23 protein-coding genes and 1 tRNA gene are annotated in these 22,885 nt (G+C 66.9%); 15 read left to right on the top strand and 9 right to left on the bottom strand.

All coding sequences use genetic code 11. The features are described 5' to 3' along the window. Window positions 1-166: 166 nt before the first annotated feature. Window positions 167-733 carry an RNA polymerase sigma factor gene (locus ACH3VR_RS22415; protein ID WP_397558561.1) on the top strand — a complete coding sequence of 189 codons (567 nt, stop codon included), beginning with the start codon at window positions 167-169 and terminating at the stop codon, window positions 731-733. Further along, window positions 730-1,422, top strand: a complete 693-nt coding sequence (locus tag ACH3VR_RS22410; RefSeq protein ID WP_397558560.1) for a hypothetical protein — start codon at window positions 730-732, stop codon at window positions 1,420-1,422. Before ACH3VR_RS22415 ends, ACH3VR_RS22410 begins: the two co-directional genes overlap by 4 nt. A 7-nt stretch (window positions 1,423-1,429) precedes the next feature. Here ACH3VR_RS22410 and ACH3VR_RS22405 read toward each other — a convergent pair whose 3' ends face one another. Both ACH3VR_RS22405 and ACH3VR_RS22400 read right to left on the bottom strand, forming a co-directional pair. Further along, window positions 1,430-1,978 (bottom strand): SRPBCC family protein, encoded by a 549-nt coding sequence (locus tag ACH3VR_RS22405; protein ID WP_397558559.1) that lies wholly within the window; start codon window positions 1,976-1,978, stop codon window positions 1,430-1,432. Window positions 1,979-2,136: 158 nt separating this feature from the next. Next, the gene (locus tag ACH3VR_RS22400) at window positions 2,137-2,691 is read right to left on the bottom strand and encodes a hypothetical protein (protein WP_397558558.1); all 555 of its coding nucleotides are present in this window, start codon (window positions 2,689-2,691) and stop codon (window positions 2,137-2,139) included. Window positions 2,692-2,906: 215 nt separating this feature from the next. Here ACH3VR_RS22400 and ACH3VR_RS22395 point away from each other — a divergent pair, with 215 nt between their 5' ends. The 3 genes from ACH3VR_RS22395 (at window position 2,907) to ACH3VR_RS22385 (ending at window position 4,605) form a co-directional block, all read left to right on the top strand. After that, window positions 2,907-3,275: an ArsR/SmtB family transcription factor gene (locus ACH3VR_RS22395; RefSeq protein WP_397558557.1), complete on the top strand. Its 369-nt coding sequence runs from the start codon at window positions 2,907-2,909 to the stop codon at window positions 3,273-3,275. A gap of 194 nt (window positions 3,276-3,469) precedes the next feature. Next, window positions 3,470-4,327, top strand: a complete 858-nt coding sequence (locus ACH3VR_RS22390) for a cation diffusion facilitator family transporter (protein ID WP_397558574.1) — start codon at window positions 3,470-3,472, stop codon at window positions 4,325-4,327. A 184-nt stretch (window positions 4,328-4,511) separates the two neighbouring features. Beyond that, a tRNA-Ser gene (locus ACH3VR_RS22385) sits at window positions 4,512-4,605 on the top strand. 134 nt (window positions 4,606-4,739) lie between these two features. Here ACH3VR_RS22385 and ACH3VR_RS22380 read toward each other — a convergent pair. Together ACH3VR_RS22380 and ACH3VR_RS22375 are read right to left on the bottom strand one after the other, a co-directional pair. Then, entirely contained in the window at window positions 4,740-5,402 is a 663-nt protein-coding gene (locus tag ACH3VR_RS22380; protein ID WP_397558556.1) for a GAP family protein, read from the bottom strand. After that, the gene (locus tag ACH3VR_RS22375) at window positions 5,399-6,709 is read right to left on the bottom strand and encodes a cytochrome P450 (protein ID WP_397558555.1); all 1,311 of its coding nucleotides are present in this window, start codon (window positions 6,707-6,709) and stop codon (window positions 5,399-5,401) included. Before ACH3VR_RS22375 ends, ACH3VR_RS22380 begins: the two co-directional genes overlap by 4 nt. A 110-nt stretch (window positions 6,710-6,819) precedes the next feature. Here ACH3VR_RS22375 and ACH3VR_RS22370 point away from each other — a divergent pair, with 110 nt between their 5' ends. The 5 genes from ACH3VR_RS22370 to ACH3VR_RS22350 all read left to right on the top strand — a co-directional run bounded on the left by ACH3VR_RS22370 (window position 6,820) and on the right by ACH3VR_RS22350 (window position 10,892). Beyond that, window positions 6,820-7,485, top strand: a complete 666-nt coding sequence (locus ACH3VR_RS22370) for an ABC transporter ATP-binding protein (protein ID WP_397558554.1) — start codon at window positions 6,820-6,822, stop codon at window positions 7,483-7,485. Beyond that, complete coding sequence (locus ACH3VR_RS22365; RefSeq protein WP_397558553.1) at window positions 7,485-8,087, top strand: phosphatidylserine decarboxylase; 603 nt, start codon at window positions 7,485-7,487, stop codon at window positions 8,085-8,087. The genes ACH3VR_RS22370 and ACH3VR_RS22365 overlap by 1 nt, the downstream gene beginning before the upstream one ends. 11 nt (window positions 8,088-8,098) lie before the next feature. Further along, on the top strand, window positions 8,099-8,839 hold the full coding sequence (locus tag ACH3VR_RS22360) for a CDP-alcohol phosphatidyltransferase family protein (RefSeq protein WP_397558552.1): 741 nt from the start codon (window positions 8,099-8,101) through the stop codon (window positions 8,837-8,839). Further along, window positions 8,839-9,894, top strand: a complete 1,056-nt coding sequence (locus ACH3VR_RS22355; RefSeq protein ID WP_397558551.1) for an ABC transporter permease — start codon at window positions 8,839-8,841, stop codon at window positions 9,892-9,894. The genes ACH3VR_RS22360 and ACH3VR_RS22355 overlap by 1 nt, the downstream gene beginning before the upstream one ends. 242 nt (window positions 9,895-10,136) lie before the next feature. Then, window positions 10,137-10,892, top strand: coding sequence for a class I SAM-dependent methyltransferase (locus ACH3VR_RS22350; RefSeq protein ID WP_397558550.1), 756 nt, complete (start codon window positions 10,137-10,139; stop codon window positions 10,890-10,892). Window positions 10,893-10,916: 24 nt separating this feature from the next. On the opposite strand, the gene ACH3VR_RS22345 is transcribed toward ACH3VR_RS22350, so the two are convergent. The 5 genes from ACH3VR_RS22345 to ACH3VR_RS22325 form a co-directional block, all read right to left on the bottom strand. Further along, complete coding sequence (locus tag ACH3VR_RS22345; RefSeq protein WP_397558549.1) at window positions 10,917-12,254, bottom strand: hypothetical protein; 1,338 nt, start codon at window positions 12,252-12,254, stop codon at window positions 10,917-10,919. A gap of 351 nt (window positions 12,255-12,605) precedes the next feature. Further along, the gene (locus ACH3VR_RS22340; RefSeq protein WP_397558548.1) at window positions 12,606-13,517 is read right to left on the bottom strand and encodes a carbohydrate ABC transporter permease; all 912 of its coding nucleotides are present in this window, start codon (window positions 13,515-13,517) and stop codon (window positions 12,606-12,608) included. Then, window positions 13,514-14,386 carry a carbohydrate ABC transporter permease gene (locus ACH3VR_RS22335; RefSeq protein WP_397558547.1) on the bottom strand — a complete coding sequence of 291 codons (873 nt, stop codon included), beginning with the start codon at window positions 14,384-14,386 and terminating at the stop codon, window positions 13,514-13,516. The genes ACH3VR_RS22340 and ACH3VR_RS22335 overlap by 4 nt, the downstream gene beginning before the upstream one ends. A 60-nt stretch (window positions 14,387-14,446) precedes the next feature. After that, window positions 14,447-15,766: an ABC transporter substrate-binding protein gene (locus ACH3VR_RS22330; RefSeq protein WP_397558546.1), complete on the bottom strand. Its 1,320-nt coding sequence runs from the start codon at window positions 15,764-15,766 to the stop codon at window positions 14,447-14,449. Window positions 15,767-15,868: 102 nt separating this feature from the next. Further along, window positions 15,869-16,885: a LacI family DNA-binding transcriptional regulator gene (locus tag ACH3VR_RS22325; protein WP_397558545.1), complete on the bottom strand. Its 1,017-nt coding sequence runs from the start codon at window positions 16,883-16,885 to the stop codon at window positions 15,869-15,871. A gap of 185 nt (window positions 16,886-17,070) precedes the next feature. On the opposite strand from ACH3VR_RS22325, the gene ACH3VR_RS22320 reads away from it, so the two are divergent. From ACH3VR_RS22320 to ACH3VR_RS22300, 5 genes are all read left to right on the top strand, one after another. Next, window positions 17,071-18,429 carry a glycoside hydrolase family 172 protein gene (locus ACH3VR_RS22320; RefSeq protein ID WP_397558544.1) on the top strand — a complete coding sequence of 453 codons (1,359 nt, stop codon included), beginning with the start codon at window positions 17,071-17,073 and terminating at the stop codon, window positions 18,427-18,429. Then, on the top strand, window positions 18,429-19,676 hold the full coding sequence (locus ACH3VR_RS22315; protein WP_397558543.1) for a glycoside hydrolase family 32 protein: 1,248 nt from the start codon (window positions 18,429-18,431) through the stop codon (window positions 19,674-19,676). Before ACH3VR_RS22320 ends, ACH3VR_RS22315 begins: the two co-directional genes overlap by 1 nt. Before the next feature lie 141 nt (window positions 19,677-19,817). Further along, entirely contained in the window at window positions 19,818-20,861 is a 1,044-nt protein-coding gene (locus tag ACH3VR_RS22310; protein WP_397558542.1) for a LacI family DNA-binding transcriptional regulator, read from the top strand. A 116-nt stretch (window positions 20,862-20,977) separates the two neighbouring features. After that, the gene (locus ACH3VR_RS22305) at window positions 20,978-21,862 is read left to right on the top strand and encodes an ABC transporter permease (protein ID WP_397558541.1); all 885 of its coding nucleotides are present in this window, start codon (window positions 20,978-20,980) and stop codon (window positions 21,860-21,862) included. Between the two features lie 8 nt (window positions 21,863-21,870). Then, window positions 21,871-22,812 carry a carbohydrate ABC transporter permease gene (locus tag ACH3VR_RS22300; protein ID WP_397558540.1) on the top strand — a complete coding sequence of 314 codons (942 nt, stop codon included), beginning with the start codon at window positions 21,871-21,873 and terminating at the stop codon, window positions 22,810-22,812. Window positions 22,813-22,885 lie beyond the last annotated feature (73 nt).

The raw sequence follows: 22,885 nt of genomic DNA, 5'->3' as shown, positions 1-22,885 counted from the left end.
GCGGGACTAGTGAGCACTCCTGCCAGTTGATGTCGCGGCGACTCGCGATCTCTGGCTCGCCGGTAGAGGCGCCACGAAGGATGCCTTCGGGAGATGCCGACTACGACTAGCCGAATGGCCCCGGCAGGAAACGGAACCGAACGCGGCTTGGTGGACACTACAGAGTATGACCACTCTCTCGGTCACCGATGAGGAGCGCTGGCGCCGCGCCCTGCGAGGCGACGGTGACGCGGTGGGAGAGTTGTTCGACCTTCATCACTCGCGCGTCTACCGCCATAGCCTCCGGCTCGTCCCCCACGCTGTCGACGCGGAGGACGTGGTGGCGGTGGTGTGGCTGGAAGCGTGGCGAAAACGCGACCACATTCGCTTCCTGAACGGGTCGATGCTGCCGTGGCTGCTCGTTGTTGCAACCAACACGTCACTCAACATCACGCGCGGTGCTCGGCGTCATCGCGCGCTTCTTCAACGACTGCCGCCGCCGATACCTCAGCCTGACCATGCCGATGCCTTCGACGCTGGGCCGGCACAAGCGGCGCTCGCGCAGCTATCCCGCCCACACCGCGAGGTGGTCGCGCTCTGCGTCCTCAACGGCCTCAGCGAAGCAGAGGCCGCGCAGGCGCTCGGAGTTCCTTCGGGGACGGTGAAGTCCCGCCTCTCCAGAGCCAATCGAGCACTGCGGGTGAAGTATCAGGAACTCGCGTCGAAGTCTTCACCAGGAGGAGTGTTGCCATGACGAGTGAACCCGATCCCGACCGCGCGGCCGCGCTTCGAAGTCTGCTCGTCGAGACGGCCACCACGGGCCCCGGTCCGCGGCGAGACGCCAGTGTCGTCGGAAAGCGAGCCGCGCTTGCTGCGGCGGCTGTCTCCGTCGGAGCTGTCGTGCTCGTCGTCGCGTTGCAAAGCGCACCAGGCCGCACGCCCGACGCCGTTCCGACCCCGACCGACCCTGGCGGGGACTCGGTTGCCGGTCCATCGACCGGCATGGGCTCGCGGGTGAAGCTGTACGCATCGTTGCAGGAGCTGATCAGCGACAGCGGCGCCGTGGTCACCGGAACGGTGGTCACCGAACAGGTTGGTGAAGACGGCACGACAGTCTTCACGCTGGATGTCGAGCGATCATTCACCCCGGAAGCGCTCGGATCGACGTCACCCGAGCCCGTGGTTCCGGTGCACGAGGGCAGCGCGGTCCGAGTGCGCACGTTTGGCGGGACGACAACCTCCCTCCCATCGGCGGCGTTGACAGTCGGCGGCCATTACCTGCTCTTCCTTACTCCGACGGGTTTGGGTTCCGCCGGCGAGGACGAGTTCTTCATCACAGGCGTCGTCGCCGGCGTTTATGAATCTTCGGGCGATCACTTCCTGCGAGTCGCAAACGACGGCGACGATCTTCCCGCGGAACTTCGCGAGAGCGACATCGAGTAGTTGACCATCAGGTCTCCCGCTCCAGTCGTCGTGAGCGGGTTGGACCCCCGGCGACCGGTTTGGCCCGGAAGCGCGCCGCGGCGGCATCTCTCATCTGCCTGACGCACCAGCGCGCGTACCTCCTCCCACCCAGCAGGCCGAGCAGGCGGTTCGGCGCGGGGTCGTAGTGGATCCATACCGTGAGCATCGTCCCGTCTTTGCGGGGCTCGATCCGGAATCCCATTGCATAAGCACCAATGACGATGAGCCGCTGCGTGACGGTCTGCCAGCTCTTGGTTGTCGGCGGGGTTCGCTCAACGACGACCTGGTCGAGGGCGAGCTTCAGGCCGAAGGCCGTGCCCGTCATCCGGATGTGCGGGCCGACTGCTCGGCCACCGCCCGCGTCCAGCTCGAGGCCCATCTCGCCGCCGCCCATCATTGGGGAGCTGTCCGCTGCCATATGGCTCGCGATCGATCGGTGATCATCGAGATATGTGAACACTTCCTCGGCGGTCGCGGTCAGGAGTGCTGATGCCTGTTCGGAGTAGCGGTAGTCGCGGTTCACTTCGCTGCTCACGGGTGCCTCCTCCGGCAGGCGGTTGTTCCGGCCAGGGGTCGATCGTCCACCGAGCGTTGAGCGCTTGCCTTATCCCCACAATTGCACGGGCAGCCGATGTCACGTGGGCCGAAGGTCCCTTCCGAGCGAGTGAGCTGATCGAAGCCCCGGTTGGGGCCTCAGGAGCCGCTGTCCGTCGATGCGGTGCGAGCGGAACTGCTCGAACGTGCGCGATCGTCGAGGCTGCCGTCCAGGGGAGCACGAAGTCCACGCCTTCGCAGTTCGCCTGCCATCCATCGCCCCTGCCGCGCCACTCGCTGCCGGTGAAGAGCGACACCGATTCCCAGCAGCACCCCGCCGGCCAGGTAGTACGCCCAATACCACCACTGCATGCCTGGTGTGAGCAACAGCGAGATCGGGCCGATGATCAGGACCAGCACACCGCCGTAGTAGGCTGCCCGGCTCGCGGTGCGGAGGCGGGGGAGGGCGGGGGCGGCCTGTCGCAACGCCCAGACGGTTGCAGAGTCGTCACGCAGCTGTTCAAGGAGCTCACGCTGCGGCGACGGGGTGAGGTCGTGCAGCAGCTCGGTGAGGCGCTCGGCGCGCTTGAGATCGTCGCCGCGGGCAGCGAGTCTCGGCGCGATGATCGCGGCTGCGGCGGCGACCAGCGCGACCACGACGGGCACGACCGCTTCGGCAACCATCGCCGTCCCACTCTGTTGCGCGAAGAGCATGCCACACCTCCGGTGCTCGACAGGCTAACCACCTCGCGGGCAGCCGCGACAGGTCGAATGGCGTCGGCGAATGGTATTGACGCTGGGATCTCGTCTTCGTGTGAGCGCCGACGGGATCCGCCGTCCGTGTGAACCCGCACGGCCGAAGCCGCTCGCCGCCGAGCGGACGCGGCCCTCGCGGTCCCGGCCATCGCTCGCCAATGTATTATCTGCATATGAACGCAGATAGGCGGGGATGCGGCTACGCTCCGGACAGTCCCTTTGTGGAGCTGGCCGTCGAAGTGTTCGCCATGCTCGCCGACGCGACGCGGGTGCGGATCGTGATGGCCTTGCAGGACGCCGGGGAGCTATCGGTGAATCATCTCGCTGACGTCGTCGACAAGTCGCCCGCGGCAGTGTCGCAGCATCTCGCGAAGCTGCGGCTGGCGCGAATCGTCGCAACTCGCCAGGAAGGTCAGAAGGTGTTCTACCGGCTCGAGAACGAGCATGCGTCGCGTCTGGTGGCGGATGCGATCTTCCAGGCGGAGCATTCGCTGGGCGGCACGCCTCGGCATCATCATGCGGACCAGGCGGTGGTGTCGTGACCCCTACACGCGGGCGCGCGGATTACGACCACGGCCACCGCCACGACCACGGCCACGCCCATGACCACGCGCGGCATGCGCACAACGGGGAAGGGCGCGAACACGGGCATGACCATCCCACGGGCCTCAAAGGCTTCCTGTTCGGGCTGTTCGTGCCGCACTCACACGATGCCGCGGACTCCATCGACGACGCGATGGAGGCCCACGGCGCCGGCATCCGAGCACTGAAGATCAGCCTCCTGATCCTGCTTGTCACCACGGTTCTGCAGGCCGCTGTCGTGCTCTTCAGCGGCTCGGTCGCCCTGCTGGCCGACACGGTCCACAACTTCGCCGATGCGCTGACCGCGGTCCCGCTGTGGATCGCGTTCGTCCTCGGCCGGCGGGCGGCGACCCGCCGCTACACGTACGGCTTCGGTCGCGCAGAAGATCTGGCGGGCCTGTTCATCGTCTTCGTCGTCGCGCTCTCAGCTGTGGTCGCCGCGTGGCAGTCCATCGATCGCATCCTTCATCCGCAACCGCTCCAGAACATCGGCTGGGTCATCGCAGCCGGCGTGATCGGTTTCCTCGGAAACGAAGCCGTCGCGATCTACCGGATCAGAGTGGGGCGGCGCATCGGCTCGGCTGCCCTGGTGGCCGACGGAGTGCACGCGCGCACAGACGGATTCACCTCCCTGGCGGTCGTCCTCGGCGGACTGGGAGTTCTCGCAGGATTCCCGCTCGCCGACCCCATCGTCGGGCTGGTGATCTCTGCGGCCATCTTCGTCCTACTGATCGGAACCATTCGCAGCGTCGGCCGCAGGCTCCTCGACGGTGTCGAGCCGGACCTCGTCGACCGAGTCGAGCACGCGATCATGCATGTGGACGCGGTACAGAGCGTTGACCGAGTGCGGCTGCGCTGGCTGGGGCACCGGCTCGAGGGCGACGCCATCGTGACGACCAACCGTGCGGGGAACGATGTAGCTCAAGCCGCGGAACGCAGCGTCCGGGATCACCTGCCGAACGTTGACGACTTCCTCATCAGTGTCCGCTCGTCATCCGGACTGCAATGTTGATCCTGGCCCTGGCGCCGACGTCAGCCGAGAGGGCAGTGTCGAGCGACGGAGAAGTTCAGCGGCGTGCACTGCGTCCGTCGAGTGCTTCGAGGCGGTGCGAGGAGTAGGTCCCCGGGCCTCCTTGTGTACTCAGTGTGTACCGACCTCTGCGAGAATGCAGTGTCCTGAGTGCGGATGAGCCGCAGGAGTGCGTGTTTTCGGCTGTGATGGCCGAAGAGCGACCCTGCTAAGGTGGAGTCCCCTTACGGGGACCGAGGGTTCAAATCCCTCCGTCTCCGCCGAAAAACCCCCGGTAGAGCGGGGGTTTTCTCGTTGCGGCGGCAGCGCTTCCGACGTCGGGTCCGAGCGAGCGGATGGTGGCCACCGCGGGCTCGCCCGAAGCCACCCCGACGCAAGGTCGGCCGGCCACCCATCACCTCGCCGACAGTGTGGCGACTCCGTGAGCGACCAACAGCATCCCGAACACGAGCAGCACCGTCGTCACGATGATCGAATCGTGCCGCGTCAGCCAACCCCGAAGCGCATCGAGCGGCCGCCGCATGCTGTCGGCCGCGACGAGGTAGGCGGCCACGGGGATGAGCACAGTGGATGCCGCCACCAGCGTGAACCCCGCGATCGCGACGACGATCCCAGCGGGGTCGAGCCCGACGGTGCCGATCGCACTGCCGCCCGCGAGTGAGAGCAGAAGGTTCGGCGGGTTGAGCGACATGAGGACCCCCACGACGAGCGCGGCGGGGAATCTCGACCGGTCGATGAGCCGGAGCAGCACCGGTCGACGACTCGCCGCGCGCCGTCCGCGCACCCACGAGACCCCTGCCAGCACCAGCAGCAGGACGCCGACGACGACCTCGAAGATGCCGACGACGACGTGCCGGCCCGACACTTCCACGCCCGAAACGACCGCGCCGGCAGTCGCCACCGCCGCGATGCCGGAAGCCCACCCGACCAGGAACCCGACACTCGCGCCCCTGCCCCGAGCGGACAAGAGGAGCAGGATGACCGTCGCGATCGACACGGGGCTGATCGCGATGCCGAGCGCTGCGCCGATCGCCTGACCGAGTGCGGCCGGACTCACCCGGACGGCCTCAGTGTCACGGGCAGCTCGTCGACGCCGAACACGATCGACAGCTCTCGGAACGCGGGTTCCTCGACGGCGACTTCCAGATCGGGGAATCGCCGGAACAGCGCGGGGAGCCCGATCCGCAGCTCGAGCCGGGCGAGCTCGGCGCCGACGCCGCGGTGGACGCCATGGCCGAACGCGAGATGGCTGGCCTCGGCCTTCGTGAGCCTGAGCTGCTCCAGGCCTGACCCGAGCCGCGGGTCGCGGTTGGCGGCGCTCAGGGAGCACACAACGACATCGCCCTTCTCGATCGTGACACCCCCGACCTCCATCTCGGCGCGAGCGAATCGCGGGAACGCGACCTGGACGACGCTGAGGTAGCGCAGCAGCTCGTCGACGAGATCGTCCACGGCCACAGCATCCCCTTCCTGCATGACGCGGCGGGCAGCCTCGTCTCGCGAGAGGACGATGGCACTCAGCGCGAGGGTGCTCGCCGTGGACTCGAACCCGCCGGTCAGCACACCGTCCGCGAGTCCGGCGAGCTCGGCATCCGTCACCTCGTCACCGTGCTCGGCGATGATGCGCCCCAGCAGGCCGTCACCCGGCGACTGGCGCTGGGCGGCCACGATCCCGCGCAGGTAGTCGAGCGACGCCGTGACGGCGCCGAGCGACCCCCCGATCCCGCCGGCGATGTCGAATCGCACTCCGCAGTGGGCCATGAACTCGTCGCGGTCCTCGGGCGCGATCCCGAGCAGAGCACTGATCGTGAGCGCGGGGATCGGCACGGCGAAGGAGGACACGAGGTCGATGGCTGCCGTCACCCCGTGCGCCGCGGCATCCATCGCATCGATGCGTTCCTCGGTGATCTGCTGGACGAATGGCGTCAGCCGCGCGAGCCGGCGCACCGTGAACTCGGGTCCGACGAGGTGCCGCAGCCGGGTGTGATCGGGGGGATCGAGCATTCCGAGCCCGCCCGGATCCTGGTCGGCGCGCAAGCCGCCGCGGCCGACGAGATTGCGAAAGTCGCTGCTGAAGGAGTCCGCGTCGGCGAGCACGGCACGCGCCTCCCGGTACCCCGTCACGAGCCAGCCGCGCAGACCCAGGGGCAGAGCGAGCGGACTGATCGGCGATCGCTCGCGCAGCCCGCCCAGCTCGGCGACGGGGTCGAGGCGGTCACGGAGGAGTGGCACACGCGAGACAGGCGGTAGCCGATCGAGGAGCGAGTCCGCGCCCGAGCTGCGCGTGAGCCGCATCGCCCACCCGAGAACCGTGCGCTGAGCGGCTCGGAAGGCCTTCGAAAGCGGTGCGGATCCGCTCGTCATCCGTCGCCCCTCGCCCATTGTCGGCGCCATAGCGCGGTGCTAGCTTGACTGGCACCAGAGTAGGTGCCCGAGCCTGCTGGGGGAATCGCCTACTGGGGGGCGTGAAGCCTATGGCCGAACTCGTCGTGGACGACCTGACCGTCGAATATCACGATGCCGGTCAGCCCGTGCGGCCGTTCGACGGCCTGACCTTCTCCGCTCGCGACGGCGAGCTCGTCGTCGTGAAGGCGCCGAGCGGCGGCGGGAAGACGACTCTGCTCTGCGTACTGGCGGGACTCCTGTCGCCCGCGAAAGGCTCGGTCTCGTTCGGCTCGACGGTCATCACGGGACTCTCTGGCCGTGAACTGCTCGAGCATCGCCGTCGCACGGCCGGCATGGTGTTCCAGTCGTTCAACCTCATCGCGAGCCTGTCTGCGGTCGAGAACGTCTCGGCGCCGCTCGTGCTCACCGGGACGCCCGCCCGAACGGCCAAGTCCCGCGCGCTCGCGGCGCTCGAACAGGTGGGGCTCGCCGATCGCGCGTCGTTCCGTCCGGGGCGCCTGTCCGGCGGTCAGCAGCAGCGTGTGGCATTCGCGCGCGCCCTCGTCCGCGAGCCGGCCCTCCTGCTCGCCGACGAACCGACCGCTCACCTCGACTCTCCGAACGCCCGCACGGCAGTCACGCTGCTGCGGGAGTTCGTGCGCCCCGGCCGGCTCGTCGTGGTCGCGACGCACGACGACCGGTTCCTCGAGGTCGCCGATCGCCTCATAGACCCCTCACCCGCGCGGGCCGCGTGATGTCGGTCCTTCCCGCACGAGGAACCCCTGCCTGGGTGCTCGCGCTGTGGATCGTCCCGCTCGTCATGCCGGCCGTCTGGCTCCGGCTCGTCGCGGCGATCCCGGCGGCCGCGGCGCTCTCGTTCTTCCGCGACCCCGAGCGCGAGCCGGAGGGAGCCGGATTCCTCGCCGCGGCCGACGGACTCATCCGCGATGTCGCGCAGCAGGACGACGGGCGCTGGCTCGTCTCGACGTACCTGAGCCTGCGCGACGTCCACGTCACACGCGCTCCCGTCGATGCCGACGTCGTCGCGCAGGACTACCGGCGCGGCGCACATCGCGCGGCGTTCGCCAGCGAGGCGCACCGCAACGAGCGCCTTGCGTGGCGCCTCGAGACCGAACACGGACCACTCGAGCTCGTGCAGTACTCCGGCGCCGTCGCGCGCCGGATCGTCCCCTACGAGAGAGTGGGCGCCCGGGTGGAGCGAGGCGCGCGCATCGGCCTGATCCGCTTCGGCTCACGCGTCGACCTCACTCTCCCGGCGGGCGCCGTCCCGCTCGTCACGGTCGGCGTCAGGGTGCGCGCCGGGAGGACCGCCATCGCCGCGGTCCCACGATCATGAAGCTGTTCGGGATGCCGCGGCCCGGCCTCGCCGACGCCATCACGATCGGCAACGCACTGTCGGGCGCCGCAGCGCTCGGTGTCGTCATCCTCATGCCGTGGGCCGAGGATGCTGCGGGCGAGACGGCAACGCTGCGCATCGTCGCGCTGCTCGTGCTGATGGGCGTCGTGTTCGACGTCTGCGACGGGGCGGTCGCCCGCGCGCGGGGCGGAACACCGCTCGGACAGCACCTGGACTCGCTCGCCGACGTCGCCACCTTCGGCGTGGCCACCGCGCTCGCGGTCGGGGGCCTCGCGGCGCGCCACGCGGCCGGCTGGGAAGCGGTCGCCCTCGGCGTCTCGGTGCTCGCCTACGTCACGGCGATGCTCGTGCGCCTCGCCGACTTCGACGCGGGTCGCAACCGTGATCCGTCCTTCCTTGGGATGCCGTCGCCGCTGGCCGCCGTCACGGCGCTGAGTGTCGGGCTGCTGGCATTGCCTGCCTGGCTCACGGCGGTGGGGATCACCGTCGTCGCGTGGCTCATGGTGAGCGGCATCCGCTACCCGCGCAGTCGCGGCGTCGGGCTGATGGCCGAAGCCGCGGGACTCGCCATCGCAGTGGCCGGCATCGTCGGCCTCATCGACGTGCGCATCCCCGCGAGCCTCACGATCCTGGGGTGCGTCGTCGTCGCTCCACTGACCTTCGCGCTGGTGACGCGGCGGCGGAGACGTGCCGAGCCGGTGGATATCCCGGTCGAACGGCTCGAACCCTGATGCTCCTGCTCCTCGCGCGCGACATGCAGTGGCGCTGGCGGCGCCTCGTGGCGGGCGTGCTCGCGACGGCGCTCGTCTTGGCGGTGACGCTGCTGCTCGGTGCGCTGCGCGAGACCTTCCTTGCGGAGACGGAGCGCACGGTCGCCTTCTTCGGCGGGGATGTGTGGGTCGTTCCGGATGACACCGCCGGCCCGTTCACCTCGAACTCGCCGATCGAGGCGTCTGTCGCGGACGACCTGCGCGCACAGGAGGGCGTGGACGAGGCGACCCCCGTGGCGATCTTCCGCCACGCGATCGAAGGCATCGGCGAGGGCTTCACCGATGTGAGCGTCATCGCGTACCAGCCCGGCGGTGTCGTCGAGCCCGTCCTTTTCGACGGGCGCGCACCGGCCGCAACAGGCGAGACGGCGGTCGACGAGCGCACGGGTGCGCGGATGGGCGACCGGATCACGCTTGCCGGCGACGCGTTCACCGTCGTGGGGATCATGCAGGGCTTCACGATGTACGGCGGGACTCCCGGCATCCTGCTCACGCTGGAAGACGCTCAGCGCATCGCCTACGGGGGCGCGGCGCTCGCGAGCGCCGCCGTCGTCAGCGGGTCGCCCGACGACCTGCCGGAGGGTCTGATCGCGCAGGATCCGGACCAGATCGGGGGCGACCTGCGACGACCGCTCGCCGTCGTGACAGGGGCACTCGGCGTGCTGGAGCTGGTGCTGTGGATCGTGGCCGCTGCGATCGTCGGCCTGCTCGCGTATCTGTCGAGCCTCGACCGGCAGCGCGATGTCACGGTCTTCAAGGCGCTCGGCGTCTCGAGCAGCCGACTGGTCGTGGTCGTCCTGGCGGAGGGAGTCGTGACCGCTGTGCTCGGCGCCGGCGTCGGACTCGTGCTCGGGGTCGTGCTCGTGCCCCTGTTCCCCATCGACGTCGCCGTGAGCGCGACCCAGGCGGTGGTCCTGCTCGCCCTGGCCGTCGTTGTGGGGATGCTCGCGGGGTCGCTCGGCATCCGCCGCGTGCTCCGCGCCGACCCCGCCCGCGCCTTCGCAGCGCTCGACTGAAGCGCGCGCCCGATGCCAGGCCCGGCACGATACTCTCGGCACGCGCCGCGCAACTGCTTGAGGTCACGCCGGCTTCGCGCGCAAGAGCTGACCCCGACACCCACACGGAGAGCGTTCCGCGGCGGCACCGCGTAACGCCCTCCCACCCCGGACCACAGCCCCGCTGTACTGCGACGCCCTCCCTCGATCGCGTCCCGTTGCACCTCGCACCGGGTAGCGGGGCACTGCAGTACAGTCGGCAGATGGTGGACCCGATGCATTTCGATGCGCGGGCGGAGATCTACGAGCGCGCCAGGCCACCGTACCCGGAGGCGCTGTGGCGGCGTCTGTGCGCCGTCGGCCTGCTTGCCCCTGGTGTCCGGATCGTCGAGTTCGGCGCCGGCAGCGGGCAGGCGACAGCGCCGCTGGTTGAAGCGGGGGCCGAAGTCACGGCGGTCGAGCCCGGCCCCGCCCTGGCAGCGCGCCTTCGCGCTCGCCTCCCGAGTGTGCGGGTGCTGGTTGAAACCGCTGAAGCGGTCGCCCTCTCGGACGCGGCGTTCGACGCGGCCGTGGTCGCGACCGCCGTGCATTGGCTGGATCTCGACGTTGTCCTGCCCAAGCTGCATCGCGCGCTTGTTCCCGGCGGAAGATTCGCGGTCTGGCGGACGGTGTTCGGTGATCCTACGGCTCGAACCGCGTTCCGCGACCAGGTCGAACGCATCGTCGCACGTCGGGAAGATCCGCCGCGACGCTCGGGACCGGGCGAGCTCGACACAGCGGCTTGGGCTCGCCGCCTCAGCGTCGGGGACCTCTTCACCGAAGAATTCACCGAGCTGTATCGCTGGTCGGTGGACTTCTCCTCCGATCAGGTCAGGGATCTCTTCCTCACGTTCAGCGAATGGTCCGCCGCCGAGGCGGACGCCGCCGCAAAGGCTGTGGACGAGCTCGGCGGACAGGTGACCGAGCACTACCTCAGCTGGCTGATCCTGATGAAGCGCGCAGATTCCTCCCCCGCCTGACAGACCGTTGCTTCACCGCGGTCGCTATGCATAGGACCGAGGGTCGACGGCTTCCGGTGACGGGCCGACCTTGTGCGCGGTGTGAAGGAGCGTCACCTCTTGGTAGGCGGTCGGGGAACGGTAGATCTGCATGTCGGTGCGGTGTCGCTTGGAGCCGCCCGTGACGAGTACTCCGGTGTCGTAGCTGTCCGGGACGGCCGGATTGGATGTCTCCGGCCACGCGGTCACCCGGGGCAGCCTTGTGAGACCGCCGAAGAGCGTGACCGGTTGGACCGACTTGTAGCCGCCTTGGTTGAGGTACGCCTCGATCCAGCCCTTCCTGATGTCCGCGGACATTCTGAATCCGAGGACGATGTCGGTCCATGCGCCGCGGTTGTAGCCGAAGTCCACCAGGTATCCGGGGTCGCCGCCGTTGAGCTGGTTCGCGTCGATGTGGAAGCGGTCCTTGGCGTCAGTGCTGCTGGTGCGGTTCGCGTCGATGATGGTGATCGCGCCGCGGCCGGTGGGGTACTGGGTGGGATTGGTCGCCTGGGGTCCGTACATCTGGAAGATCGAGATGTGCTTGTTCGTCTCGCCGGGGTTGGAGAGGCTCACGCTCGGGAACCCACCGGAGCCGGCCGCGCTGGAGTTCGTCTTGGGAACGTAGATGGAGAAGCCGACGTAGAACTCCTGGCCCTCATAGAACCCGCAGCCTGAGTTGAGGGTGGGCTGCTGCGCTTGGAAACGCGGCGAGTTGGTCGGCTGGTCCAGGTCGAAGCGCGCACTGTCGGGCACGGTGACCTTGATCGCCTTCCGGGCGGCGCGCACGGGATCCGTGACGAGGGAGGCGTACTTGACCCCGAAGACCGTCGCCGTGAACGACGCCAGCCACGCATCCCATGATGTGTAATCCGCCGCCCACGCGGACGAGTCGACCCATCCGCGATCGGCGAGCGCGCCGTACGAGTAGTTGGCGGTATAGACCTGGAACGGCTGCGTCGACTGCACGACCCCGCCGATGACGGCTTGTACGCGCACCCAGGCGCAGTAGTTGCTCGGGGAGTCGAGCGTCAGATCTGCGAGACGTTTCGTGGTGTCCCACGCCGGCGCCGACCACAGCGCGGTGGTCCCCACGCGGGTCAGCGTTCGGGTGTACCGCCCCAGGGTCATCGTCACCGACGACGGGGTGACGCCCGGGTCGAACTGCGCCGTGAGTGCAACGGTGCCCTTGTACGAGGCTCCCGGCGTCAGCGACAGGGTCGCAGGGAACCCCGGCACTGTACCGGCGTACCGGGGGGCCGTGTGGAAGCGGGATGCGGTGGATGCCGCCACCGCCGACCCGGGGGTTGCGAGGAGGCCGGCTGCGCCCGCGGCGGCCCCCACGGCGATCCCACGTACAAGCGATCGTCTTGTCAGCTTCGATCCGTCATGAACCATGTGGCGCTCCTCACCGATCAGGATGAAGGAAGTGCTCAGATGGGCTCGAGTCTCACCGACCGGACGGAGCAAAGGAGACCGCACCCGCATCCGGGCGCGACCTTACCTGGACGCTATCGTCCCCGGTTGACCGGTTGATGTCACCCGTATTACGGATCGATGCCACGCGTCCCTGCCCATCGGTCCTTCGAGTCTGTCCGGTTGGCCGGTGTTGTCGAGCTCGGCCCGGTGACGTGCTACCGCCGGCCAGGTGCTCGCCCTTGATGACAAGCCCTGGGACGGATACTCATGCTGCGGTCAGCCCTTGACCGCCCCGACCGTCATCCCCGCGATCACCTGCTTCTGGAACAGTGCATAAATGATGAGCTGCGGGAGCAGGACGAGCGTCGCAGCGGCCATCATTCCGCCGTAGTCGACCGTGTACTGCCCCTGAAATCGCGATACCGCGAGCGAGACGGTCACCATGTCGGGGTCGTTGATGAGGATCGAGGCGAAGGGGAACTCGTTGAAGACGTACACGACGTTGAAGATCAGGATCGTCGCCACGACGGGTTTCATCAGGGGCAGCACGACGGTCCAGCACAGACGCCAGAGGCCGACGCCGTCGATGATCGCGGCTTCCTCGATCTCGCCGGGGAACTCACGGAGGAATCCCGTCATGAGGAGGGTGTTGAAGGGGATCGACACCGCGACATACGGCAGGATCAGCGCCCAATAGGTGCCGAAGATGCCGAGCGCCAGATCGAGACGATACACCGGGAACAGCAGGATGTAGACGGGTATCGCCAGGCCCGCGAGCAGGTAGAACCGCGTCGATGACTGCACGGAACGGCGACGGAAGATCATCCGCGTGAGGGCGAAGGCCGACATGAACGAGATCGCCGTCCCGACGGTCACGGATGCCACCGCGATGACGATGGTGTTCCCGTACATACGCAACAGGGGCAGCGCTTGGATCGCGTTGAGGTAGTTGTCGAAAGTCAGCTCGGCCAGTGAGAGGGGGTTGCCGAGAATGTTGTCGCTCGGCTGGATCGACAGCAGCGCGATCCAGAGGATCGGCAGCACGATGAGGAAGGTCACGAGATAGGCGATTCCGCCCATGATGAAGACGCGTTTGCGCCGGGGCCGGCGCCTCGACGGACTCTCCTTCTGCGGAGTGTCGCGTGCTGCCCGTGGGCGATCGCGGGGTTCGCTGATGGTGCTGGTCATGCGGCCTTCTCCTTCCGGCGCATTGCGACCAGGTAGCCGACGGAGACGACGGCGCCGAGAATCGTGATGATGACCGCGAGGGCCATTCCGTAGCCGTATTGCTGATTGGTGAACGTGACGAAGTACATGTAGCTGACCAGGGTCTCTGAGCGGTGGACGGGTCCGCCGCCGGTGAGCATGTAGACGAGCTCGAAGATCTTGAAGACGTTCGTGATCATGAGGATCGTGACGATCGCGAACGTCTCGCGCATCATGGGGATCTTGATGTGCCAGACCTGCTGCCATCCGGTTGCACCGTCGAGGCCGCTGGCCTCGAGGACGTCGTCGGGGAGGATCTGGAGGCCGGCGTAGAAGATGGTCATCGCGAATCCGACGCTGCTCCAGATGAACACCATCGACACTGAGATCGGGGTGAGGTAATCCCCTCCGATCCACTGGACGGGCGGGATGCCGATCACTGCGAGCGCCCGGTTGAGGAGTCCGATCTTCGGATCGAGGAGGAACACCCAGATGAGGCCGACGAGGATGGGCGCGATGATCGCAGGACCGAAGACCAGGGCTCGCAGAACCCCGGCGCCCCGGATCGCGCGCTGAAGCAGCAGGGCGAGCGCGAACGACGAGGGGATCAGGATGAACAGACTGACGATCAGGATGACGATCGTGTTCTGAAGCGACTGCCAGAAGAACGGATCCTGGAGCAGCGCGGTGTAGTTGTCGAATCCGATCCATGTCGGGGCGCCGAACCCTTGAAATCGCGTGAAGCTGAAGACGCCCGAGTAGGCGACCGGGTAGACGACGAACATCGTGAAGACGATGAGCGCCGGCGCGATCATGGCGAGGATCCTCCAGCGTGTGCTGACCCAGATCATCGATTCGCTCCAATCTGATGGGCGGGGCCACTCTGGCCCCGCCCACGCTGAGGTTCGGGCCTACTTGTTGCTGTCGAGCGCCTTCTGGACCAGATCCAGCGCGGTCTCAGGGGTGAGCTGTCCCTGGATGACGCCGTAGATGCTGTCGTACATGGCGTTCGCGACGGGCGTCGGAACAAGAAGGTCGGGCTGCGACTCCGGGCTCGTGACGCCGGCCGCGGTGGCGGCGTCGAGTGCGGCCTTCAACGCGCTCTGCTTTTCGGCATCCACCTGCGGAGCGTACGTCGTGACCGGCGGCTGGCCGTTGTCGACGAGGATCTGCTGCGCGTCGTCGCTGTAATAGAACGCGAGGAACTTCTTCACCGCGTCGAACTTCTTCTTGTCGTCGGCCACCTTGTGGTCGATGGCGAAGGGTGCCGAAGCGACGTTCATGATGATGTTCTGCTCACCCACGCCGTCGTCGAACTGCGGCCCCTGCCAGAACGCGATGTCGGGTGCCACGCTCGAATCCTGTATGGCGCTCGATGCCCAGACGCCCGCGTCAAGCATGGCGGCCTTTCCGCTCGTGAACTGCTCCACAGCCTGCTGATACGTCTGCGTCGAGACGTTGGCGGGGAACGCTCCCGCCTTCCGGAGCTCGTCGATGTGCTGGTACAGGCGGAGGAAGTCGGCGTTGCTGTACTTCTCCGAGCCGTCCAGCAGACCGTCGACCTTGGCGTCGAAGCCATAGCGGTCGAGGTCGGTGAGGAAGCTCCAGACGCTGAACGACGACTGATTGGCGCCGTTCGAGATCGTCGTGATCCCGTTGCTTTCGAGCTGCTTCGCCGCGCTGAGCAGCTCGTCGAATGTCGTGGGCATCTCGACGCCGTTGTCGGCGAGGATCTTCTTGTTGACCCACAGCCCGGTCAGCAGTCCCTGATAGGGCACGCCGTAGATCACGTCTCCGGCGGAGAAGTTGGAGATCGTGCTCGTCGGAAACGAGTCGCGGAGCTTCAGTTCGTCGAGGACCGGTGCGAGGTCGAGAAGGAGGCCCGCCTTCTCCATCTCCTCGGCGGTCGACTTGTAGACCCAGAAGATGTCGGGAAGCGTATCGCTCTGCGCTGCGATGGAGAGCTTCTGGAGGTGCTCGGCCACGGCCTCTCCGGACACGGTAACGGTGATAGCCGGGTTCTCCTTCTCGAACGCCTGGATGATCGCCCACGTCGCCGGATCAGCCGTCTTCACGTCGGGGTTCTGCATGGACAGAGTGATCTCCGTCTTGCCGTCCGCTGTTGTCGATCCGGTCGAACCGCATGCGGTGAGCGCGAGGACGGATGCGGCGATCGCGGCTACCGCGAACGTGAGACGCGCGGGCGCGGAGCGAGGTGCTGTGCGGCGCATGGTCATCTCCTTTGATGGATGTCTGCTGATTGCAGAAGGTCGAGTTGATCGAAACGTTTGCGAAAAACGTTTGTCTCAAGTTAGGACCGCCATCTGCCGCTGTCAAGAATGGATTTCGGATGCCGCGAAAGCCTCCGTGGACTCGCGGAGCTCGAGGGTCTGGCGAAGGCGCACGGTCCTGGGGCTCCCCTCGGGAGCTTCGATGCGCTCGAGCAGCAGACTGACGGCGGCCACCCCCATGTCGAACGCCGGCTGGCGCACGGTCGTGAGCCGAGGGCGGAACAGATCGGGATAGGAGAATCCGTCGAATGTCGCGAAAGCGACGGATTCGGGCGTGGCGCGGCCGGCATCCTCGATCGCCGTGAGCGCTGTGACCGCGAGCGGGGTGCTGCATGCGATGACCGCGGTGCGCGAAAAGTCGGAGAGATCCCGGGCGAGGACCGCGCGAATCTGATCGTCGCCCGTGCCGGTGAGCACGAGTTGGTCCGCGGCATCGAGGTGAGCGTCTCGCATCCCGTCGAAGAATCCGTCGAGTCGCTCGGTGAGGGCGGGAACGCGTGTATCGCCTGCCACGACGGCGAACCGAGTGTGCCCGAGGCTGTGTAGATGGCTCATCAGCATCCGCATAGATTCGCGATTCTCGACTCCGACCTGATCGAGGGGGAGATCCCGGTACAGCCTGTCGAGAAGAACGAGTGGCGCCTTCTCGTTCTGGAGCGAAGGCAGCAGGTCCGGGGCGGTGTTGGCCGCCCTCGCCAGAATCAGTCCGTCCACCCGCCGGTCGAGGAGCGTCCGGATGGCGCGCTTCTCGCGCTCGGCGTCTTCCGCCGAGTTCGCGAGGAGCAGAGTGAGCCCATGCGCCGCGGCGGCGTTCTCGACCCCATGCGCCATCTCGGCGAACGCGGGCTCACCCGCATCCGACACGACGAGGCCGATGCTGTCCGTCTTCGAGCGGCGCATGGCCCGCGCGAGCGTGTCCTGGCGGTACCCGGTCTCCTCGATGGCAGCGAGAACGCGCTCCCTCGTCGAACGCTCGACGTTTCGGGTGCCGTTGAGTACATGCGACACCGTTGAGATCGATACGCCCGCGATTCGTGCGACGTCCACCATGGTTGCCATAGCCGGGAGCCTCTCTGCTGCGTTTGCGCAAACTTACCTCATCGCCCGTTCCTCAGGGAATTCCGGTGGAGATGGGATTGGTTGCGGGCCGCTCCCGGTATCAGCTACTGTCACTCGACAGACAAACGTTTCGATGGCATTGCGGCCATCTGAGTACCGCCACGCCGGCGGATGGGAGGACGGCGATGACCGACGGAAACCAGCCGATGGGGCTTCTCGGCGACCTCACTCGTGCACGCGAGGCGCGCACGGCGCGAGTGTCGAGTTTCGACCAGACGGGGCGCAACCGCGACAACTGGATCATCATGCCGGGGGAGGAGCGCACACTCGCCGATATCCAGGGGCCTGGATTCATCACGCACATCTGGATGACGCAGTCGTGCCGAATCCAGCCCGGTCCCGGCCAGATCGACCCCGAGGTGGTCGGCGTCCCGATGCTCGAGATTCACAACGCGCTCGGGGTCAGCTGGGAGGTCGTCGACCCGGACTACTACCGCAAGATCGTGCTCAAGATGTACTGGGATGACCAGGAGACCCCCAGTGTCATCGCACCCCTGGGTGACTTCTTCGGGCTCATGAACTCGCTGTCGGGGTCCTACGAATCGCTTCCGCTGTCCGTCTCAGCCAAGGAGCCGGAACTGCACAGCTTCGGCGGCAGCGCCGCCTTCAACAGCTACTTCCGGATGCCTTTCGCCCGGCGCGCTCGGATCGTCGTGGAGAACCAGAACGACATCCCCTACCTGCAGTACTTCTACGTCGATTACGAACTCGTCCATGAGCCGCTCCCTGTCGACACGGTCTACTTCCATGCGCACTGGCGACGTGCGCTGCCCAACCGGGGATGGGGGCCTGATCTCCAGTCGAACAGCATCGAGACGACCGTGCCCAATCTCGACGGGAACGACAACTACGTCGCGCTCGAGACCGAGGGCCGCGGGCACTACGTCGGCTGCACCCTCGCTGTGCGCCACTTCCAGGGGTCCTGGTGGGGCGAAGGCGACGACATGATCTTCATCGACGACGACACCTGGCCGCCCAGCCTCCATGGCACCGGCATGGAGGACTACTTCGGGCACGCGTGGGGCATGCAGCACAACGCCTACCTGTTCAACGGAACGATCGTCCACGAAGAGGACGTCCCGGGCTTCCACCACAGCTACCGATTCCACATCGTCGACCCGATCCGATTCGAGAAGCGCATCAGGGTCAGCTTCGAGCACGGCCACGGCAATCACCTGTCGGACGAGTGGGCCTCGACCGCCTACTGGTACCAGACCCTCCCGTCGCCCGAGCTGACCATCCCCGCTGTCGAGCAGCGCCTGCCGTTGCGCCCGGTAGAACGCGTGATCGAAGTCGATCTGCCGGAGCTCAACGCTGATCAGCGCGCGGCACGCGACGCGGCGGCAGCACGCATGGACGACTTCGTCGAACGCCGTGATCGCATGAGGGCTGAACGAGCGGCGCAGGTCGATGAGTGGGAGCGCGGCAATATCGCGATCGCTGCCGATGTCCGCCGTCGCTTCGATGCCGAAGGAGATCGCTGATGCGTCCGCTGCTGCATTTCACCGCGAAGAACGGCTGGATCAACGATCCGCACGGGATCACGTTCCGCGACGGTGTCTACCACGCGTTCTTCCAGTACGTGCCCGGGACCACGGCCTGGGCGCCGAACTGTCACTGGGGTCACGCCGTGGGGCCCGACCTCCTCTCGCTGACGGAGCTTCCCGTCGCGATCGCTCCTGGGGATGGAGATGGGGGGATCTGGACGGGGTCACTCGTGCAGAACGGCGAGGACACTCGCATTCTCTATACCTCGACGTCCGAGCCGAACATCGGCATCGGCCGGATTCGCATCGCGACTCCCGCCGACCCGGGTTGGGTGACGTGGGTGAAGGGTGCGTTCGTCGCCGATGCCCCGCCAGGACTCGACATCATCGCCTACCGGGACCCCTTCATCCGCCGCGAGAGCGACGGATGGCGGATGTTCGTCGGCGCGGGCCTGCGCGACGGCACGGCCATGGCGCTGTCCTACGTCTCGGACGATCTGGAGACCTGGACGTACGAGGGCGTCGCTCTGCGGCGCTCGACCGACGAACGGGATCCGGTCTGGATGGGCGCCCTTTGGGAGTGCCCGCAGATCTTTGATCTCGACGGGCGTGCCGTGATGGTGTCCTCGGTGTGGGACGACGATGTGCTCCACTATGCCGGCTACGCGGTCGGGGACTACGCCGGCGGCGTGTTCACCGCGACATCGTGGGGGCGGCTCACCTTCGGCGACAGCCTCTATGCTCCATCGCTCTTCCGCGATGCGGAGGGCCGCGCCTGCCTGTCGTTCTGGATGCGGGGCATCGCGGATGTGGACGAGGGGTGGGGGAGCGCGCACAGCCTCCCCTACATTCTCCGGTTGGATGGCGAGCAGCTGATCGCGGAGCCGCACACCGACATCGCCGCTCATCGTGATGAGCCATCGGCCGACGGCATCGTCCGAGGACTGGCGGCCGAAATCCAGTGGAGCCCGCGCGCGGACGCGACGCTGACCATCGACTCCGGGGAAACGTCGACGGCGGTGCTGCATCTCGAAGGAGGCCGACTGAGCATCGAGGCGGACGGGCAGGTGCACGACGTGCCCGTGCTCGGAGATATCCGCGTGATCGTCGACGGGCCGGTTCTCGAGGTGAGCTCTGCCGGCGGCCTCTTCGGGGCGCCGATCGCACCTCGACACGACGGCATCCAGGTCTCGACCTCGGCCGGCGGGGTTGAGATCTTTCCCCTTCTACCTGTCATCGAATGACGGTGGGGGCGAACCGCATGGCCACTTCTCACCCACCTGCCTCTTCGGTGTGAGATCGACCGATGGTTGCGCGCCCAGCGGGCCCCGGATATTCTGGATCTGGGTTCGCGTTATACGTATAACTAGCTCGATGGAGAGTAAATGACTGGACGACGGTCGAGCACGGCAACCATGCACCAGGTTGCCGCAGCCGCGGGCGTGTCGCAGGCGACGGTTTCGCTCGTCCTGAACAACACGGGAGGTTCTCGGGTCGCGGAGTCGACGAGGCTCCGTGTCTTGGATGCTGCCCGCACGTTGGGCTACCGCCCCAACGCCGCCGCTCGTACCCTCCGAGACGGCACGGCGGGGCTGATCGGATTCGTAGGTGACGTCGTCGCGAGCTCGCCGTTCGCGGGTCGCATCGTGGAAGGCGCACAGGCGCGCGCGTGGGAGGACGGACTCCTGCTCCTCACGGTCAACACGGGCGGCGACGCTGGAATCGAGGATGCCGCGATCGAGGCGCTGCTCTCCCACCAGGTTGCGGGAATCGTGTACGCCTCGATGTACCACCGAAAGCTGACCATCCCCGATTCGCTCATCGACGTGCCCACGGTGGTGCTCAATTCCGAGGATGCTGCCGGTCTCGCGCGGTCTATCGTGCCCGATGAGGTCGGCGGCGGGCTCGCGGCCACCCAGGCCCTGCTGGACGCTGGGCACCGGCGCATCGGATTGATCAACATCGAGTCGCCGTCATCGGGCCTGCCCGCGGCCGTCGGGAGGGCGCAGGGGTATCGCGAGGCACTCGATGCGGCAGGCCTCGACGTCGACCCTCGCCTCGTCTGGGACGGTGACGGAAACCCCCAGGCGGGATTCGACGGCACCCTCGCACTCATGGCCCTGGAAGCCCCGCCCACCGCCATCTTCTGCGCCAACGACCGTACGGCCTGGGGCGCGTATCAGGCGCTGGAGACTCTTGGTCTGGCGGTTCCTGAGGATGTCTCGATCATCGGCTTCGACAATCAGGAGACCCTCGCGCCCTTCCTGCGTCCAGGCCTGACCACCCTTGAACTGCCTTTCGTGACCATGGGGTGGCGCGCCGTCGACACCTTGCTGAACGACAGTGCGCAGCCCGACGGGCCCGAGCAGGTGTCGTGCCCCCTCGTCGTGAGAGAGTCCGTCGCGCGCCCGAACCGGACTGCCGGATGACTGCCACCGAAGTGCGGAGGCCGGTCTCCACTCGGATGCCCTCAGAACCGGTGAGGCGACAGCGGTCGAGCGTAGGTGCGGTCAAGCGGGCCGCTCGCCGGTCACGTCTGCGTCGCGTGCTTCGCGCTTGGCAGTTATACGTACTACTGGCTCCGACGCTCCTCTACTTCCTCGTCTTCAAGTACTGGCCCATGTACGGCGTGCAGATCGCGTTCCGCGACTACACGCCGGCGGGAGGGTTCACGAACAGCCCGTGGGTCGGGTTCGAGCAGTTCACCCGCTTCTTCGCGTCGTACCAGTTCGGAACCGTCGTCACGAACACGCTCCTGCTCGCCCTGGTCAACCTCGCGTTCGTGTTCCCGATCCCGATCGTTCTCGCGCTCCTCGTCCACCAGCTCGCTCAAGGGCGGTTCCGCCGATTCGTTCAGAACGTCCTGTACGCCCCGACGTTCATCTCCACCGTCGTCGTCGTCGGAATCGTCTTCATCCTTCTCTCACCGCGTGCAGGACTCGTCAACAACGCCATCGTGATGCTGGGCGGGCACCCGATCTTCTTCATGGGGTCGGCAGAGTGGTTCCGGCCGATCTACGTCGCCAGCTCCGTCTGGCAGGAGGCCGGCTTCAATATGGTCGTCTACCTCGCAGCCCTCGCCGGCATCGACCCCGCGCTCCACGACGCCGCGAAGATGGATGGCGCGAGCCGCCTCCGGCGCATCTGGCATATCGACATCCCGGGGATCGCCCCCGTCATCTCGGTGCTGTTCGTCCTCGCCGTCGGCAACCTGCTCAACCTGGGGTTCGAGAAGGCACTCCTCATGCAGACGGACCTCAATGTCGCGACGTCTCAGATCGTCCAGACCTATGTCTACGACGTCGGCCTCCAACATGCGGACTTCAGCTACGCGGCCGCCATCGGCCTGTTCAACTCGCTCCTCAACCTCGCCTTGCTCCTCACGTTCAACTGGGTCGCGCGGCGGGCACGTCAATCGAGCCTCTGGTAGGAGCCCTCATGACCACCCAATTCGCGAGCACGCGCCTGCCCGTCGGAACGACCGCGCGCTCGGTCCGGCGCCGACTCGCAGATCCCCTCTTCAATGCCCTCACCATGGCGATTCTCCTGACCGCCATCGTGGCGGTGATCTATCCGATCTACTTCATCGTGATCGCCTCAGTCTCCGAGCCGTCGCGCGTCTACGACGGGCAGGTCTGGCTGTGGCCCGTCGGATTCACGCTCGACGGCTATGCTCGGCTGCTCGGTGACCCCACTGTCTGGCGGGGTCTCGCGAACTCCATCCTCTACACAGGTCTGGCGACGGCGCTCAGCGTCTTCCTCGTCATCTCGTCGGGCTACGTGCTCTCGCGCAAGGACCTGCCCGGGCGGCGGACGATCACCTTCCTGCTCGTCGTCACGCTCTTCTTCGATGGGGGCTTCATCCCGAAATTCCTCGTCGTCCGTGACCTGGGATTGCTCGACACGGTCGGTGCCATGATCCTGCCGGGCGCTGTCGCCGTCTGGAACGTGATCATCGCACGGGCGTTCTTCGAGACGAATCTGCCCGACGAGCTGCGGGAGGCGGCACAGATGGACGGGGCGAGCGACTTCCGCTTCTTCTTCCGGATCGCGGTGCCGCTGTCGAAGCCGCTCATTGCGCTGATGATCGTGATCCACCTCGTGTGGAACTGGAACGGCTTCTTCGACGCCCTGATCTATCTCAACAACCCCGACCTGTACCCGCTTCAACTCGTGCTGCGCAATCTGCTGGTCCAGTCCGACCTCTCCGGCAGCGCGAACATGAGCGGCGATCTCGGCAGCTACGAAGCCGCCCAGCGCTTGGCGGAACTGCTCAAGTATGCGGCGATCGTGTTCGCGAGCGTGCCGCTTCTGCTCATGGTGCCGTTCCTCCAGCGCTTCTTCACGCAGGGGGCGCTCATCGGCGCGGTGAAGAACTGACCGACTTCTCATCCCCGCTGGCCCACTCATCACCCCATCCCGCCGACACATCCGCACTCGACACGAAACCAGC

The sequence above is a fragment of the Microbacterium alkaliflavum genome, from assembly GCF_044325405.1.
GTDB lineage: Bacteria > Actinomycetota > Actinomycetes > Actinomycetales > Microbacteriaceae > Microbacterium > Microbacterium alkaliflavum.
This window is presented reverse-complemented; position numbering and strand designations above follow the sequence as displayed.

Excerpts from the sequence above, each read along its gene's own strand:
- ACH3VR_RS22365 (WP_397558553.1), top strand. The coding sequence starts at position 7,485 with ATGTCGGTCCTTCCCGCACGAGGAACCCCTGCCTGGGTGCTCGCGCTG.
- ACH3VR_RS22370 (WP_397558554.1), top strand. The coding sequence starts at position 6,820 with ATGGCCGAACTCGTCGTGGACGACCTGACCGTCGAATATCACGATGCC.
- ACH3VR_RS22320 (WP_397558544.1), top strand. The coding sequence starts at position 17,071 with ATGACCGACGGAAACCAGCCGATGGGGCTTCTCGGCGACCTCACTCGT.
- ACH3VR_RS22315 (WP_397558543.1), top strand. The coding sequence starts at position 18,429 with ATGCGTCCGCTGCTGCATTTCACCGCGAAGAACGGCTGGATCAACGAT.
- ACH3VR_RS22360 (WP_397558552.1), top strand. The coding sequence starts at position 8,099 with ATGCCGCGGCCCGGCCTCGCCGACGCCATCACGATCGGCAACGCACTG.
- ACH3VR_RS22415 (WP_397558561.1), top strand. The coding sequence starts at position 167 with ATGACCACTCTCTCGGTCACCGATGAGGAGCGCTGGCGCCGCGCCCTG.
- ACH3VR_RS22355 (WP_397558551.1), top strand. The coding sequence starts at position 8,839 with ATGCTCCTGCTCCTCGCGCGCGACATGCAGTGGCGCTGGCGGCGCCTC.
- ACH3VR_RS22400 (WP_397558558.1), bottom strand. The coding sequence starts at position 2,691 with ATGCTCTTCGCGCAACAGAGTGGGACGGCGATGGTTGCCGAAGCGGTC.
- ACH3VR_RS22350 (WP_397558550.1), top strand. The coding sequence starts at position 10,137 with ATGGTGGACCCGATGCATTTCGATGCGCGGGCGGAGATCTACGAGCGC.
- ACH3VR_RS22375 (WP_397558555.1), bottom strand. The coding sequence starts at position 6,709 with ATGACGAGCGGATCCGCACCGCTTTCGAAGGCCTTCCGAGCCGCTCAG.
- ACH3VR_RS22300 (WP_397558540.1), top strand. The coding sequence starts at position 21,871 with ATGACCACCCAATTCGCGAGCACGCGCCTGCCCGTCGGAACGACCGCG.
- ACH3VR_RS22310 (WP_397558542.1), top strand. The coding sequence starts at position 19,818 with ATGACTGGACGACGGTCGAGCACGGCAACCATGCACCAGGTTGCCGCA.
- ACH3VR_RS22390 (WP_397558574.1), top strand. The coding sequence starts at position 3,470 with ATGGAGGCCCACGGCGCCGGCATCCGAGCACTGAAGATCAGCCTCCTG.
- ACH3VR_RS22395 (WP_397558557.1), top strand. The coding sequence starts at position 2,907 with ATGAACGCAGATAGGCGGGGATGCGGCTACGCTCCGGACAGTCCCTTT.
- ACH3VR_RS22330 (WP_397558546.1), bottom strand. The coding sequence starts at position 15,766 with ATGCGCCGCACAGCACCTCGCTCCGCGCCCGCGCGTCTCACGTTCGCG.
- ACH3VR_RS22410 (WP_397558560.1), top strand. The coding sequence starts at position 730 with ATGACGAGTGAACCCGATCCCGACCGCGCGGCCGCGCTTCGAAGTCTG.
- ACH3VR_RS22325 (WP_397558545.1), bottom strand. The coding sequence starts at position 16,885 with ATGGCAACCATGGTGGACGTCGCACGAATCGCGGGCGTATCGATCTCA.
- ACH3VR_RS22335 (WP_397558547.1), bottom strand. The coding sequence starts at position 14,386 with ATGATCTGGGTCAGCACACGCTGGAGGATCCTCGCCATGATCGCGCCG.
- ACH3VR_RS22340 (WP_397558548.1), bottom strand. The coding sequence starts at position 13,517 with ATGACCAGCACCATCAGCGAACCCCGCGATCGCCCACGGGCAGCACGC.